The 14,302-nt window shown below is 65.7% G+C and carries 14 protein-coding genes; 10 read left to right on the top strand and 4 right to left on the bottom strand.

Going from position 1 to position 14,302, the window contains the following annotated elements; all coding sequences use genetic code 11:
• Positions 1-96: 96 nt before the first annotated feature.
• Positions 97-543, bottom strand: a complete 447-nt coding sequence (locus tag AVL48_RS30795) for an Lrp/AsnC family transcriptional regulator (RefSeq protein ID WP_061981156.1) — start codon at positions 541-543, stop codon at positions 97-99.
• A 107-nt stretch (positions 544-650) separates the two neighbouring features.
• On the opposite strand from AVL48_RS30795, the gene AVL48_RS30800 reads away from it, so the two are divergent.
• The 5 genes from AVL48_RS30800 (at position 651) to AVL48_RS30820 (ending at position 6,802) form a co-directional block, all read left to right on the top strand.
• Positions 651-1,094 carry a rhodanese-like domain-containing protein gene (locus AVL48_RS30800; protein WP_061981157.1) on the top strand — a complete coding sequence of 148 codons (444 nt, stop codon included), beginning with the start codon at positions 651-653 and terminating at the stop codon, positions 1,092-1,094.
• Between the two features lie 85 nt (positions 1,095-1,179).
• Positions 1,180-1,935 carry a type 1 glutamine amidotransferase gene (locus AVL48_RS30805; protein WP_061981561.1) on the top strand — a complete coding sequence of 252 codons (756 nt, stop codon included), beginning with the start codon at positions 1,180-1,182 and terminating at the stop codon, positions 1,933-1,935.
• Between the two features lie 93 nt (positions 1,936-2,028).
• Entirely contained in the window at positions 2,029-3,159 is a 1,131-nt protein-coding gene (locus AVL48_RS30810) for an inorganic phosphate transporter (protein WP_061981158.1), read from the top strand.
• Between the two features lie 107 nt (positions 3,160-3,266).
• Positions 3,267-6,239, top strand: coding sequence for a bifunctional [glutamine synthetase] adenylyltransferase/[glutamine synthetase]-adenylyl-L-tyrosine phosphorylase (locus tag AVL48_RS30815; RefSeq protein ID WP_061981562.1), 2,973 nt, complete (start codon positions 3,267-3,269; stop codon positions 6,237-6,239).
• Between the two features lie 128 nt (positions 6,240-6,367).
• Positions 6,368-6,802, top strand: coding sequence for an acyl-CoA thioesterase (locus AVL48_RS30820; RefSeq protein ID WP_020633826.1), 435 nt, complete (start codon positions 6,368-6,370; stop codon positions 6,800-6,802).
• A gap of 88 nt (positions 6,803-6,890) precedes the next feature.
• Here the strand turns inward: AVL48_RS30820 and glnA are convergent, their stop codons facing one another.
• Entirely contained in the window at positions 6,891-8,315 is a 1,425-nt protein-coding gene (gene glnA / locus AVL48_RS30825) for a type I glutamate--ammonia ligase (protein ID WP_005167524.1), read from the bottom strand.
• A gap of 172 nt (positions 8,316-8,487) precedes the next feature.
• Between glnA and AVL48_RS30830 the strand changes: the two genes are divergently transcribed.
• Positions 8,488-8,973 (top strand): RDD family protein, encoded by a 486-nt coding sequence (locus AVL48_RS30830; RefSeq protein ID WP_074038110.1) that lies wholly within the window; start codon positions 8,488-8,490, stop codon positions 8,971-8,973.
• Between the two features lie 48 nt (positions 8,974-9,021).
• Here the strand turns inward: AVL48_RS30830 and AVL48_RS30835 are convergent, their stop codons facing one another.
• Both AVL48_RS30835 and AVL48_RS30840 read right to left on the bottom strand, forming a co-directional pair.
• A complete protein-coding gene (locus AVL48_RS30835) occupies positions 9,022-9,975 on the bottom strand; it encodes a hypothetical protein (RefSeq protein ID WP_061981159.1) in 954 nt (317 codons plus the stop codon).
• Between the two features lie 102 nt (positions 9,976-10,077).
• On the bottom strand, positions 10,078-10,806 hold the full coding sequence (locus AVL48_RS30840) for a DUF4191 domain-containing protein (protein WP_061981160.1): 729 nt from the start codon (positions 10,804-10,806) through the stop codon (positions 10,078-10,080).
• Between the two features lie 64 nt (positions 10,807-10,870).
• Here AVL48_RS30840 and AVL48_RS30845 point away from each other — a divergent pair, with 64 nt between their 5' ends.
• From AVL48_RS30845 to AVL48_RS40335, 4 genes are all read left to right on the top strand, one after another.
• Positions 10,871-12,958, top strand: coding sequence for an ATP-dependent DNA helicase UvrD2 (locus tag AVL48_RS30845; protein ID WP_061981161.1), 2,088 nt, complete (start codon positions 10,871-10,873; stop codon positions 12,956-12,958).
• A gap of 217 nt (positions 12,959-13,175) precedes the next feature.
• Complete coding sequence (locus AVL48_RS30850) at positions 13,176-13,442, top strand: hypothetical protein (protein WP_061981162.1); 267 nt, start codon at positions 13,176-13,178, stop codon at positions 13,440-13,442.
• Positions 13,443-13,609: 167 nt separating this feature from the next.
• Positions 13,610-13,993 (top strand): WhiB family transcriptional regulator, encoded by a 384-nt coding sequence (locus AVL48_RS30855; RefSeq protein ID WP_061981163.1) that lies wholly within the window; start codon positions 13,610-13,612, stop codon positions 13,991-13,993.
• Positions 13,990-14,247 (top strand): hypothetical protein, encoded by a 258-nt coding sequence (locus AVL48_RS40335; RefSeq protein ID WP_061981164.1) that lies wholly within the window; start codon positions 13,990-13,992, stop codon positions 14,245-14,247. Before AVL48_RS30855 ends, AVL48_RS40335 begins: the two co-directional genes overlap by 4 nt.
• The last annotated feature ends 55 nt before the right edge of the window (positions 14,248-14,302 follow it).

Consider the following 14,302-nt stretch of genomic DNA (forward strand, 5'->3'; position numbering starts at 1 on the left):
CGAGAACCCCACCGGGTTCTCCCGACCTGGGCCTTTTCTCATACTCGGGTCCTGTCGGGTGATAGCAAAGGTCCCTTGCTCTCCCCGCGGTGTCGCTCAGCAGCTCCGCCGGCCGACAGCACGCCGACGGACAGGCGACGAGAAGACCAGTGACGTCGTCGTCTCCCCGTAACGCTGCATCCGCTCTACGAGTTCTTCCAGCTCCGCGGTGTTCCGGCAAGCAACTCGCACCAACCAGCACTCGTCGCCTGTGACGTGATCAGCATCGAGCACCTGAGGCAGAGTGAGAATGGTCTCCCGGAATCGAGCCGTGTCCAGGCTCCTCACCTTCGCTCGGACCACCGCCTCGATGGGTAACCCGAGCTTCGTCAAATCCACACTTGCCGCGTAGCCGGTGATGATCCCCTTCTCTTCGAGCCGCCTTACTCGCTCGGTCACCGCGGGCGCGGACAGCGATACCCGCCTGCCGAGCTCGGAGAAGGTCAGCCGCCCGTCCGACTGGAGAAGTTCGAGCAACTGCCAGTCAAGATCATCGAGGTTCACGGAACTCCAGGTTGATCATCGCCTCCGCCAGGAATCTCCAGGCTAACCGGCGGCAATACCTGGATTCGCCGATGTCCACGATGATCGCGAGGTCGCACGATTGACGTATGACGATCGAGCCCCGTGTATTGACGTTTCCGGCCCTGGACAGCGCGACCGCGGCCGCGCATCTTCGTGCCGAACTCGCCTTGGATGTGGATCCCGACGACCTTGTCCGCGATCTCACCGCAGGCACCCAGCACGGATACGTGGTCGTCGAGACGCGGACCCCTGAAGCCTTCGCTTCCGCTCACATCCCCGGCGCGATCAACCTCCCGTACCGGGACATGACCCCGGAGTCGGTCAGCCGACTCGACCGGGATCTCGTCTACGTCTGCTACTGCGAGAGCATTTACTGCAACGCCGCGACCAAGGGAGCCCTCAAGCTCGCGGGACTCGGCTTCAAGGTCAAACGTCTGTCCGGTGGGATCACTGCCTGGCAAGCCGCCGACTATCCCGTCGAACGGGACACTCCCATCCGCTCCGCGCCCGCCCCACGCTGCGTCTGCTGACGGAGGGAGCAAGGGACCTTTGGTATCGCCGCCCCCGTACCGATACCAAAGGTTCCTTGCTCTCTACCGGTCGTAGGCTGGGGTGGTGACCGCTCCCAAGTTGCTCGTCATCCAGCCAGGCGAATCGGATCCGATCGGCCCACTCGGTGATTGGCTCACCGAAGCAGGGGCTGAACTCGACATCCGGCTGCTGCCGGGTCAAGGCGTTCCTGCCGATCTTGGTGAGTACGCGGGTGTCGTGTGCCTGGGCGGGGGGATGGGAGCGAACGATGACGCTACTTATCCCTGGCTGGCGGACGTGCGAAAGCTGCTCTCGAAGGCCGCGGGCGCTCGCATTCCGACGCTCGCGATCTGCCTCGGTGGTCAGCTCCTCGCCGTGGCCTTGGGAGGCGTTGTGGCTAAGGGCGATCAAGGGCCCGAAGTGGGGCCGGGGCTTGTGTCCAAGAAGGACGCGGCCTGGACCGATCCGCTCTTCGCGGACCTGCCGCTCATGCAAGATGTCTTGCAGTTCCACAACGACGCGATCACTCGGCTACCAGCGGGGGCGGAGCTCCTCGCTTCGTCGCCGCGCTATGCGTATCAGGCCTTCCGTTTCGACCGTTGTGCCTACGGTGTCCAGTTTCACATCGAGACGGAACCGGAGATTGTCCTCGACTGGGCACGACAGGCCCCTGAAATGGCGGAACTCACCCGGCCGGACGCACTGACCCCGGAGAATCTCGCTCGGGTGCATGCCGACATTGCCGAAACCTGGCGACCGTTCGCGCACCGCTTCGTCCGACTGGTGTCCGGTGACCTTGCTCCGGCTGCGGAACGTCAACGTACTTTGCCGATGGCTTAACGACGTATGTCTCAAATGCGTATGGGTTGTTAACGCTCCGGTGTTGCGGTCAGGTACCTTGCGAAGGAGATTTCGAAGGGTTCGGAGGTCGGGGTGGAGCCCTCAGTGTTGGTCGTGCTCGTCGTCGTCACGGCCCTAATTTTCGATTTCACGAACGGCTTCCACGACACGGCCAACTCGATGGCGACGTCTATCGCCACAGGAGCGCTTCGCCCCAAGGTGGCGGTGACGATCTCCGCGGTCCTGAACCTGGTCGGCGCCTTCCTGTCGGTCGAAGTGGCCAAGACCATCTCCAATGGACTGGTCGATGACACCAAGATCGGACCGGCGATCGTGTTCGGCGGCTTGGTCGGTGCGATCGTGTGGAACCTGGTCACGTGGTTCGTCGGGCTGCCATCCAGTTCGTCCCACGCGCTGTTCGGCGGTCTGATCGGCGCCACGTGGGTGTCGGCCGGAACCGACTCGGTCCACTTCGGAAAGATCGTCGAGAAGGTCCTGGTGCCCGCCGCGTTGTCGCCTGTCTTGGCAGGCCTCGTCGCGATGATCGTGACGTACTTCGTTTACCGGATCTTCGTCCGCCGCGGTCGCACGGCCGGCTTCCGCATCGGCCAGATCATCTCCGCCTCCCTCGTTTCGCTCGCGCATGGCACGAACGACGCTCAGAAGACCATGGGCGTCATCACGCTGACGATGATCACCGCGGGGAGCCTTCCCGCCGGTGCCGGGCCACCGCTCTGGGTGATCGTCAGTGCGGCACTGGCGCTGGCACTCGGTACGTATCTAGGCGGCTGGCGAATCACCTTCACGCTGGGCAAAGGTCTGACGGACATCGATGGTCCGCAGGGCTTCGCGGCACAGACCAGCTCAGCAGCGGTCATCCTCGCCTCGACGAACTTCGGCTTCCCCCTTTCCACGACCCACGTTTGCTCCGGCGGCATCGTCGGATCCGGTGTCGGCAGGCGTGAGTCACCGGTCCGCTGGCGTACCGCCGGCCGCATGGTGATCGCCTGGTTGTTCACGCTTCCGGCAGCCGCCATCGTCGGAGCCGCAGCCGGTCTGGTGACTTCGACCGGCACGGTGGGCACCATCGCTGTCGGTGTCGCGGGCCTGGGTGTCGGCATTGGGATCTACCTGCTTTCACGACGGAGCCCTGTCAACGCGGGCAGCTTCACCACCCCCACCCCGACTGTTCCCGAACCGGAAGTCGGCAAGATCGCCGCTTAGCGAAGCAGGGGACCTTTGGTATCGCCCCGACGCGGCGACACCAAAGGTCCCTTGCTTCCTTGCGCGCCCATCTGGTCACAGGCGGCAAGACGACTACGGTGGAGCTGATGGTTGAGCGCGCCAGGCCGACCGCTTCCGTGGCGAGATACGGCTTCACCGACCCCCGCGCCGACGGGCAGCTCCGTGCTGCTGGTTGGTGGACCGAGTCAGGTCCGGATGGCTCCGCAGCCGACGTGTTGTCAGCACTTTCCCGTGCGGCTGACCCCGATCTCGCCTTGAGCGGGCTCGACCGGATCAGAGAGGCCGACCCTTCCTCCTGGGCTGAGCTCGATCAGACACTTCGCACGAACCGCACTTTCCGTGGCCGGATGCTCGGCGTTCTGGGCACCTCGAGCGCACTCGCGGACTTCTTGGTCGCGAACACCGACTGCTGGAAGACCCTCCAAAGCGACAAGAGCACTGAACCGGATCAGTATGTGAGCCGGCTCCTGGGCCATTTGCGCTCGGACGATGAACTGCTCACCGGGGTCGAGGCAGAGCAGGCTCTCCGCACCGGATACCGCGAGCTGCTTCTCGGGATCGCGGCGGCCGACCTCGGGCACCTCGTCGAACCTGGTCTCTACCAGCCGCCTTATGCCGAGATCGGAGCGCAGCTCACCACCCTGGCCGAGGCCGCACTGACGGTGGGGCTCCTGGTCGCGGAGTCAGAGGTGGGTGCCGAGGTCGAAGGCCGACTCGCCGTGATCGCCATGGGCAAATGTGGTGGTCGAGAGTTGAACTACGTAAGCGACGTGGACGTCATCTTCGTCGGTGACGGAGACCTCTCGGTTTCGACGCGGCTGGCCAGCACGATGATGCGTGTAGTCGGCAAAGCCTGCTTCGAGGTCGACGCGGCGTTGCGTCCGGAGGGCAAGGCCGGCGCGCTGGTCCGGACGCTCGACGGGCACGCCGCCTACTATCAAAAATGGGCCAAGACCTGGGAGTTTCAGGCCTTGCTCAAGGCGCGACCGGTGGCGGGTGACGCCGAACTCGGGCGTCAATATGCGGAGATGGTCGCGCCGAAGGTGTGGGCAGCGGCCGACCGGGAGAATTTCGTTCCCGAGGTCCAGAAGATGCGGCGCCGCGTCGAAGGCCACGTGCCGTCCGCGCACGCCGAGCGAGAGTTGAAGCTGGGCCGGGGTGGTCTTCGCGATGTCGAGTTCGCCGTGCAGTTGCTGCAACTGGTCCACGGCCGGATCGACACGGAGCTGCGTTCTCCGTCCACGATGGACGCTCTCGCCGCCTTGGGGGAAGGCGGGTACGTCGGCCGCACGGATGCCGCTGAGCTCGGCTCGTCGTACGAATTCCTCCGGACCATCGAGCATCGGCTTCAGCTTCGGCGGCTACGGCGCACGCACCTGTTTCCTGCCGCATCGGATGCCAGCGAGCTTCGAACGATCGCGAGGGCGAGCGGCGTGCGGCCTGCCCGGGGCAGGAGCGAAGGGGATGTGCTGCTGGCGGAATTCCGTCGCCACCTGCAGAGCATCCGACGTCTTCACGAGAAGCTCTTCTATCGGCCGCTCCTGCAGTCCGTCGCGAATGTACCGACCGAGGCGCTGCGCCTGACAACGAAACAGGCGGAAAGCCGTCTTGCAGCGCTCGGTTATGCCGCGCCGGACGGAGCGCTTCAGCACATCAAGGCGCTGACCGCGGGGATGTCTCGGCGGGCGGCCATCCAACAGGCGCTGCTCCCGGTCTTGCTGGACCTTCTCGCCGACACTCCGGATCCTGACCGAGGGCTGCTGTCCTATCGCAAGGTCTCGGAGGCACTCGAAGAAACGCCGTGGTACCTCAGGGTTCTGCGGGACGAGGGTGCGGTCGTCGAGAGGCTCGCCTTCTTGCTGGGCACGTCGAGGTTGGTGCCTGACCTGCTGGCGCGGGCCCCTGAGGTGCTGCAGTTGCTCGGTGACCCCGCCCGGCTGGCCGGTCGCACTCCCGCCGAGGTGGCCACTTCACTGCGAGCCGCGGTCCGCCGGCAGCCCGGCTTGAACGCCGCAGTCACCGCCGCGAGATCACTACGCCGGCACGAGATGCTGAGGGTCGCGTCGGCCGACCTGTTGGGATTGCTCGACGTTCCTTCGGTCTGCGAGGCGCTGTCGAGTGTGTGGGTCGCCGTTCTGCAGGGTGCCTTGGCCGCGGCTTATCGGCAGCGCCAGGCAGAGCTGGGCCGGACACCCGCGAAGATCGCCGTCATCGGCATGGGCCGTCTCGGCGGGGCCGAACTCGGGTATGGGTCCGACGCTGACGTCCTTTTCGTCTGTGAACCGACCGAGGGAGTGTCCGACTCTGAAGCGGCGAAGTTCGCTTCCTCAGTGGCTGAGACGGTTCGCAAGATTTTAGGTGCGCCGAGCCCCGACCCGGCATTGGTCGTCGACGCCGATCTCCGCCCGGAGGGACGAAGCGGTCCGTTGGTGCGGACGCTCGAGTCCTACCGCAGTTACTACGGGCGATGGGCAGAGGTTTGGGAATCGCAGGCGCTGCTTCGTGCCCGCTTCATAGCCGGTGATGATGACCTCGGTGCGCGATTCATCGAGATGATCGACCCCATTCGATATCCCGCGGCGGGACTCGACGCGGTTCGAGTGCGGGAGATCAGGCGGATCAAGGCGCGAGTGGAAACGGAGCGGATGCCCAAGGGCGCCGACCCGACGCGGCATACGAAACTCGGCCGCGGTGGGCTCGCGGATGTGGAGTGGACCGTGCAGCTCATGCAGCTGCGGCACGGGCACGAAGTAGAGGCGCTCCGAACCACGTCGACGATCGATGCGCTGAAGGCCGCGGTGGAAGCAGGGCTCGCTGAGCCCGCCGAAATCGAATCCCTGACCGAAGCCTGGCTGCTGGCGACACGTGTCCGGAACGCCGGGATGCTGGTCAGGGGAAAGGCTGTCGACGAGATCCCCAGCTCCGGTCGAGATCTCGCCGCGGTCGCCCGTGTGCTGGGTTACTCGGCTGACGACGATCCCGGGGAGTTCCTCGACGCCTACCGGCGGACGACGCGTCGTGCTCACGCGATCGTGGAGACCCTCTTCTATCAGGACTGACTACTCTGACCTGCGGCAAGAGAGCAAGGGACCTTTGCTATCGCCTGCCGGACGTGGAGGAGGCGGCAGCAAAGGTCCCTTGCTCACACTCCGCGTCGCGGACGGACAGCGACGCTTACAGTGGACCGGTGACTGTGCGCGAGCCTTTTCGCACCCGGATCAAGGTGCGTCACTACGAGTTGGACACTCTTGGCCATCTCAACCACGCCGTTTACCACTCGTACGGCGAGGTCTCCCGACTCGAGCTGATGGAGCTCGCCGGTGGCCTCAACTCAGGTATGCGAGACGCGAATCTCGCCTTCGTGCTGCTTGAGTCCCACATCGTGTTCCGACGTGAGCTCCGGGCCGGCGACGTCGTCGACGTGACCTGTGACGCCAAGTTCGGCACCGGCAAGACCTTCCACATGGACTCGAACATCTACAAGGTCGACGGCACCCTCTCCGCCGAGATCACCTGCACCCTGGGGCTGATGGATCTCGAGCGACGCAAGCTGGTGGACGATCCGCGCGGTCGCATCGAGCGCGCCGGCGTCGACCTGAAGGTTCTCTCCACTTCGGAGTAGCCGCACTGCCGGGACCAAAAGAAACGCCGGTGGTGAGGGCGTTTCCGCACCTCACCACCGGCGTGCTCTTGGTGTTCCTACCGCACGATCACACGTCGTAGTACAGCGAGAACTCGTACGGGTGCGGGCGCAGCCGCAGCGGGTCGATCTCGTTCTCACGCTTGTAGGAGATCCACGTGTCGATCACGTCGGGGGTGAATACGCCACCTTCGAGCAGGTAGTCGTGGTCGGCCTCCAGCGTGTCGAGGACCGCGCCGAGGTCGCCAGGAACGAGCTTGACGTTCTGGGCCTCCTCCGGCGGGAGCTCGTAGAGGTCCTTGTCGATGGGCTCCGGCGGCTCGATCTTGTTCTTGATGCCGTCGAGACCGGCCATCATCATCGCCGAGAACGCGAGGTACGGGTTGCCGGACGAGTCCGGGCACCGGAACTCGGCGCGCTTGGCCTTCGGGTTATTGCCCGTGATGGGGATACGGACACAGGCCGACCGGTTCCGCTGCGAGTACACCAGGCTGACCGGGGCCTCGAAGCCCGGCACGAGCCGGTGGTACGAGTTGACGGTCGGGTTGGTGAAGGCCAGCAGGCTCGGGGCGTGCTTGAGCAGACCGCCGATGTAGTGGCGGGCGGTGTCGGACAGCCCCGCGTAACCGGACTCGTCGTGGAACAGCGGCGTGCCGTCCTTCCACAGCGACTGGTGGCAGTGCATGCCCGAGCCGTTGTCACCGGCGAGCGGCTTCGGCATGAAGGTCGCGGTCTTGCCGGCGGCGAAAACGGTGTTCTTCACGATGTACTTGAACAGCTGCAGGTCGTCCGCGGCGTGCAGCAGCGTGTTGAACTTGTAGTTGATCTCGGTCTGACCGGCGGTGCCCACCTCGTGGTGCGCGCGCTCGATCTCGAAACCGGAACCCTGCAGGTTGCGGACGATTTCGTCACGCAGGTCGGCGAAGTGGTCGACCGGCGGGACGGGGAAGTAGCCGCCCTTGAACTTCGTCTTGTAACCCTGGTTGCCGCCCGGCACGTCGGCACCGGTGTTCCACCAGCCCTCGACGGAGTCGATCTCGTGGAACGACGCGTGCTCGGCGGAGTCGAACCGGATCGAGTCGAAGATGTAGAACTCGGCCTCCGGGCCGAAGAACACGTTGTCCGCGACGCCGTACTCGGAGATGTACTGCTCAGCCTTGCGCGCGATGTTGCGCGGGTCGCGGCTGTACGCCTCCCGGGTGAAGGGGTCATGCACGAAGAAGTTCAGCGAGAGCGTCTTCGCCTTGCGGAACGGGTCGATGCGCGCCGTCTCCGGGTCCGGGAGGAGCAGCATGTCGGATTCGTGGATCGACTGGAAACCACGCACCGAGGAGCCGTCGAAGGCGAGGCCTTCTTCGTAGGCTTCTTCGTTGAACGCCTTCGCCGGAACGGTGAAGTGCTGCATAACGCCGGGCAGGTCGCAGAACCTGACGTCGACGACCTCTACGTTCTCGTCGGCGATTAGGCGCTGAATGTCGTCTGGAGTAGTGGGCACCCTCGGTGACTCCTTCTCGTTCGTTGCCGGCGGCAGTACTCTCTTCGGCTCACGCTAAGAGCGCGGTGTTGCCCGACCGTCACCCGTATGTTTCGCCGGTGTTAACGGGTCGGCGATATCGGGTAGCCGACCAGGGCGAATGTGGCCCGCGCCACCGGCATACCCTGGATGGGTGGCGAGATGGACCGGAGAATGGCTGCCCGGAGCCGGGGACGGAACGACGGCCGGTGGCGAGGGTACGCAGCGGTGGCGCGGCGAGCGACTCGGCCTACCCCAATCGGGTGTCGGCTCGGTAGCGGGCGGCGGGCCACGTCTCCTCGGCCTGGTCATTGATTTGGTTCTCGCCTCGTTGGTCACCACTCTCTTCGTGAAGCCCAGCCTCCAGGACCCGGCCGTCATGCAGATGTTCAATCTCTGGTCAGTGGGTGTCTGGGCGGCCATCACGATCATTCCCGTGACTTTCTTCGGTTTCACGCCAGGTATGGCAGCGGTGGGAACCCGCGTCGCCAGGCTGGACGGTGCGCAGATGGTCGGCGTGTGGCGCGCAGTTGTGCGAGCGGCGCTGACCTTCGTGATCATCCCGGCCGCGATCCGCAACATAGACGGCCGAAGCTGGCTCGACCGACTGACCGGGACCGTCGTGATCCGCATGCGCTGACCTCGGCCGGGGAGCAAGGGACCTTTGCTCTCTCTGCGGCACGGCTCCTCAGGCCGCCGGTGCCGCAGGAGCATCTCCGAGCTTCGGGGGCGGTCGTTGCAGAGCGCGACGGTGAGCTGCTCGTAGCTTCTGAACCACGACCAACGGCTGGTCGCGCAGCTGCGCCGGACTCACCCGGACGACGATGAGGCCGACCGCGACCAGCGGGGGTGGTTCGGGTGTCTTGTCCGGTTCGAGCGCGACTACGGCGTGGTGGATCTGCATGGCGACGCCGACCTTCGGCCACCAAATCTCGGCGACACCGACCACCTGCCCGTCCGGAGCGCGCAGCTCCACATTTCGCTCTGGCCTTGGCAAGCCGCTGCGTTCGAGCACGGTCTCCAGCCATTGCTCTACGGCGGAGTCGACGCCGTCCTGGAGGGCTCCGACGACGATGCGGGGCAGTGCTGAGCCGATCGTGCTTGCCTGCGCCAGCTCTTCGCGAAGTTCCTCTGGAGTGCAGAGCCCGCGATGGACGGCGTCATGGATCATCGCCCGCACCGACTGCAGTTCGTCCATACGTCGAGCCGCATCGATCAGGGCTCTGGCGAGCGGAGCTACCGGCAGGCCGTCGATCTCCACTGGTTCCGGCAGGTGGATGGTTCGCTCGACGACGGCGAATCCCCAGGTGGCGACTTTGCTCCGGTGGGGGATCAGAGTGTGTGCCCGTCCTTCTGGCGGAAGTCTCCTGACTCCGTACAGCCGTGCCGCCTGGACTCCGGTGAGCATGGCCTCCGGACCCGCGTGAGTCAGCGCGACCTTCAGGAGCTGGCGCCTGGTCGGAGTGGCGTCGGTCAAAAGGATGACGCCGGGAATGGGGCGTCGCCACGGGCCGCCGTCACGGCAACGGCGAGAAATCCAGGAGTGGGAGTGTCCCAGGGCGACGAGTTGCGCCCGGGCGGCCACGCCGTCCGGGAACATCGCTGCCAGCGCCTTCTGCCGGGCGCTCGAGGTTTCATCCACACAGTGATCATGCGACCACCCACCGACAGTTTTCGTCCGGAAACGAATCAGGGGTCCTTTACTACCGCGCGCGGTAGTAAAGGACCCCTGATTCTCGCTTGGTCAGCGGCGGCGGATGGTGCGCTGAACGTTGCGCATCTTCGCGCCGGCAGGCATCGGGCCCTTCGGCATCGCGGCGCCACGGTTTCCGAGGGCAGCCAGCTTCGCTTCCAGAGCGTCGACCTGGGCAGGCTTGAGGTTTCGGGGGAGCTTCATGAGGTAGCCCTGCAGCTTCTTCAGCGGCACTTGCTGCTCTTCGTTCCCGATGATCACGTTGTAGATCGGGGTCTCACCGATCAGGCGGGCAACGCGCTTCTTCTCCTGCGCGAGCAGGGACTTGACCCGGTGCGGCGCACCCTCGGCGACGAGCACGACACCCGGGCCACCGAGCACGCGGTGCACGGCGTCGAGCTGGGTCGTGGCCGCTACGGTCGGCGTCACCTTCCACCGGCCGCGCATGTTCTCGAGCGCCCAGGCCGCGGCGCCGGGCTGTCCGTCGGCCTTCGAGTACACGGTCTTCTGGACCCGCCTGCCGAAGATGATCACAGCGGCGAGCGCGCCGAGCAGGATGCCCAGCGGCAGCACGACCCAGTGGACGTCGAAGATGAACCCGATGCCGAACACGACACCGGTGATGACCAGGAGCGATCCGACCATCCAGGGGATGAGCGCCTTGTCTTCCTTGCGCTGCATCTTGAAGGCCTCGAAGATCTGCCCGCGGCGAGCCTTGCTCGCGGCACGCTTCTCCTTCTTGGCCAGCTTCGCTGCTTCCTTGTCCTGCTTTCCCGCCATGTGACCAGGATACGGCCGCGTGCCCTGCGCCGATCCCGTCGGGCCCTCTGCGAGGATCGGGGACGTGGTTAGCGCATCGTCCCCGAAGAGTCGTCCAGGCCTGCTCGATGGGCTCGACCCCGAGCAACGCGCCGCCGCCTGCGCCCCGAGGGGCCCGGTGTGTGTACTCGCGGGAGCGGGGACCGGCAAGACGCGAACGATCACCCACCGCATCGCCCACCTGGTCCGCTCAGGGCACGTCGCCGCTGGTCAGGTCCTCGCGGTCACCTTCACGACACGTGCCGCAGGGGAGATGCGCGCGCGCCTTCGGGGCCTCGGCGTCGACGCCGCCCAAGCGCTCACCTTCCACGCGGCCGCGCGCCGCCAGCTTCGGTACTTCTGGCCCCAGGTTGTCGGGGACAGGCCCTGGGAGCTGCTCGAAAACAAGTTCCGCTACATCAGCCAAGCCGCCAACAAGGCCGGTCTCGGTACCGAGGCGGAACTCCTGCGCGACCTCGCCAGTGAGATCGAGTGGAGCAAGGCCTCTTTGGTATCGCCGGACGACTATCCCGCCGTCGCCGCTCGCACGCAGCGGGACACGCCCGCGCCCGCGTCACAGGTCGCGGAGGTCTACCGAAACTACGAGAAGGTCAAGAACGCCGCGCAGGTCCTCGATTTCGACGACCTGCTCCTGCACACCACCGCCGTTCTCGAGGAGCACACCGTGGTGGCCCAGGAGTTCCGCGAGCGCTACCGCTGCTTCGTCGTCGACGAGTACCAGGACGTCACCCCGCTGCAACAGCGGCTGCTCGACGCGTGGCTTGGCGGCCGCGACGACTTGACCGTGGTCGGCGACGCCAACCAGACGATCTATTCCTTCGGCGGCGCCTCGCCCCGTCCGCTGCTGGAGTTCACGCGCAGGTACCCCGAGGCGACGGTCGTGCGGCTCGAGCGGGACTACCGTTCGACTCCGGAAGTCGTGGCTCTCGCCAATCAGGTGATCGGTGCCGCCCGTGGCCGACCGGCGGGGTCGAGGCTGAAGCTCATCGGCCAGCGCCCTTCGGGGCCGCCTCCGCGCTTCGCCGAATACGACGACGAGACCGCGGAAGCCGCCGCTGTCGCACGCAGGATCCGTGAGCTGCTCGACAGTGGCGTGGCGGCCAGTGAGATCGCGGTGCTCTACCGCGTCAACGCCCAGTCCGAGGCCTACGAGCAGGCGTTGGCGGAGTTGGGTATCCCGTACCTGGTCCGCGGTGGTGAGCGCTTCTTCGCCAGGACCGAGGTCCGGCAGGCGATGTCGGCGTTGCGGATGGCGGCGACCGACGCGGACACCGGCGAGCTGGTGACCAGGGTCCGTTCTGTGCTCGCGAAGGTAGGGCTCACCGACCAGCCGCCGGCCGGAGGCGCGGCGAAAGAGCGGTGGGACGCGCTCCTGTCGATCGTCGAGCTGGCCGAGGAGCTCGCTTCCACCGTCGACGACGCGGATCTGCCCAGATTCGTGGCGGAGCTCGAACAGCGGTCGACCGCGCAGCACCCGCCGACAGTGGAGGGCATCACCTTGGCCTCGCTTCATGCGGCGAAGGGCCTCGAATGGGATGCGGTGTTCCTCGTGGGACTCGCCGAGGGGACCATGCCGATCCAGCACGCGGACGGTGACGACGCGGCCATCGAGGAGGAGCGCCGCCTCTTCTATGTCGGTGTCACTCGCGCACGAGAGCACCTCTCGCTTTCGTGGGCCTTGGCCAGGACGTCGGGGAACCGCCGCAATCGGCGACGCAGCCGGTTCCTCTACGGTCTGATCCCCGAAGACCACCTGGCGGCGAGGGTCGCTCGATCTCAGCAACCCAAGCATTCCGGCACCAAGGCACGGTGCCGAGTTTGCGGCGGACCGCTGCTGGAAACCCTGGACATCAAGCTGGGGCGGTGTTCCCGGTGCCCGTCCAATGTGGATGAGCAGCTGCTCGAGAAGCTGAAGTCCTGGCGAGGGGAACGCTCCCGCGAGCTCAAGGTGCCGGCCTTCGTCGTCTTCACGGATGCGACCCTGGTCGCCATCGCCGAACAACGGCCGACCGATGACACAGCGCTGTGCGCCATCTCCGGGATCGGCGCGACGAAGCTCGAACGCTTCGGAGCGGAGGTTCTCGACGTCGTACGGGCTTCGGTGAGAACTTGACCGCGTCGCAGGCTTGATCTACGCGGCGAACCCGCTGCTCAGAGCCGATCTTCGTAGCTTCGACGGTTTTTCTGAAAAATAAGTTGCCCCGGTGTGGTCGAGGGCAATAACCTGCAGGTACCGGGCGGCAAGCGCCTGGGACTGGGGAAGAACTTCTACAACACAGCGTAGACCGCAGGACGGCTCGCGCGCGACAGAGAAAGGTGGTGCCGGTGAAATGAGGATCAACATGATGGTCACGAACCCGGGCACCCGTCTGTCCTGCGTCGCGGAAGTTCCGCAGGCTCAGCGTCAGGGCGCCTTCATGCCCGTGAGCATCCTCGCCGCCCGTGGCACTCAGCGTCTCAACCGGCGCTGGGTCACCGCTGACGAAACCTTCACGCACGCTGCTGCCTTCGGCGGCGCGTACGTGAAGGGTGGCGTCGATCTGCCGACCATCAAGCAGTTCCGTGTTCCGTTGTCCATACGGGAGCGAAGTTCCTGACCTAGTCAGGACTAGAGGCTCACGAAGGCCGCGGAACCGGTAACCGGATCCGCGGCCTTCGTGTTTTTTGCTGCACAAACAAGTTGGCTGCACAACCTAATTGGGGTTCAGCGTTGTCCAGTTCCACCGTCAGTACGAATTCCGTTACGGGACAAAGGAGTGCACTTATGTCATCGGCCATAGCTTTCGCGCCGGGGGAGGCCCTGCCCTTCGCTGACGCAGGCGTCGTCGACCTGCTCGACGCCATCGACTCGCCTGAGTCGACGCTTCCCTGCCGTTCCGGCGACGCGGACCTGTGGTTCGCCGAGTCGCCGGCAGAACTCGAGCGCGCGAAGGGGTTCTGCGCGGACTGCCCGGTCCGTTCCGCCTGCCTCGCGGGCGCTCTGTCGCGGCGTGAGCCGTGGGGTGTCTGGGGTGGCGAGATCTTCGAGCGCGGCGTCGTCGTCGCGCGGAAGCGGCCTCGTGGTCGCCCCCGCAAGAACTCGGTCGTCGAGCCCGCAGCCGAGGCTCGTACCGCTACGCGCAAGGTCGAGCGGAGCGCAGCGGCATGACCGTGGAACCCGTCACCACCAGGGATTACGAGGCGCGAATGGGTCATCGGACTCTCGCACTGGCCAAGCTGAACGAGATCAAGGTCGAGGAGACCAGCGAAATGTTGCTTTATGAAGAACTGTCCAGAGCCCGAATACGAGACCTGGAGGAGGGAGTCCGCGCACAGCGGGCTCGAAGCGGCGCACGTGCCGTACGCAGGTGGAGCAGGGTCGCTCGCTGGGCGACCCGGCGAGCCGAGCGCTTCCAGGCCTGACCCCACGGGGGAGCGGGGGACCTTTGCTATCGCGCCGCGATAGCAAAGGTCCCCC

The sequence above is a fragment of the Amycolatopsis regifaucium genome (assembly GCF_001613935.1).
GTDB classification, from domain to species: Bacteria; Actinomycetota; Actinomycetes; order Mycobacteriales; family Pseudonocardiaceae; genus Amycolatopsis; species Amycolatopsis regifaucium.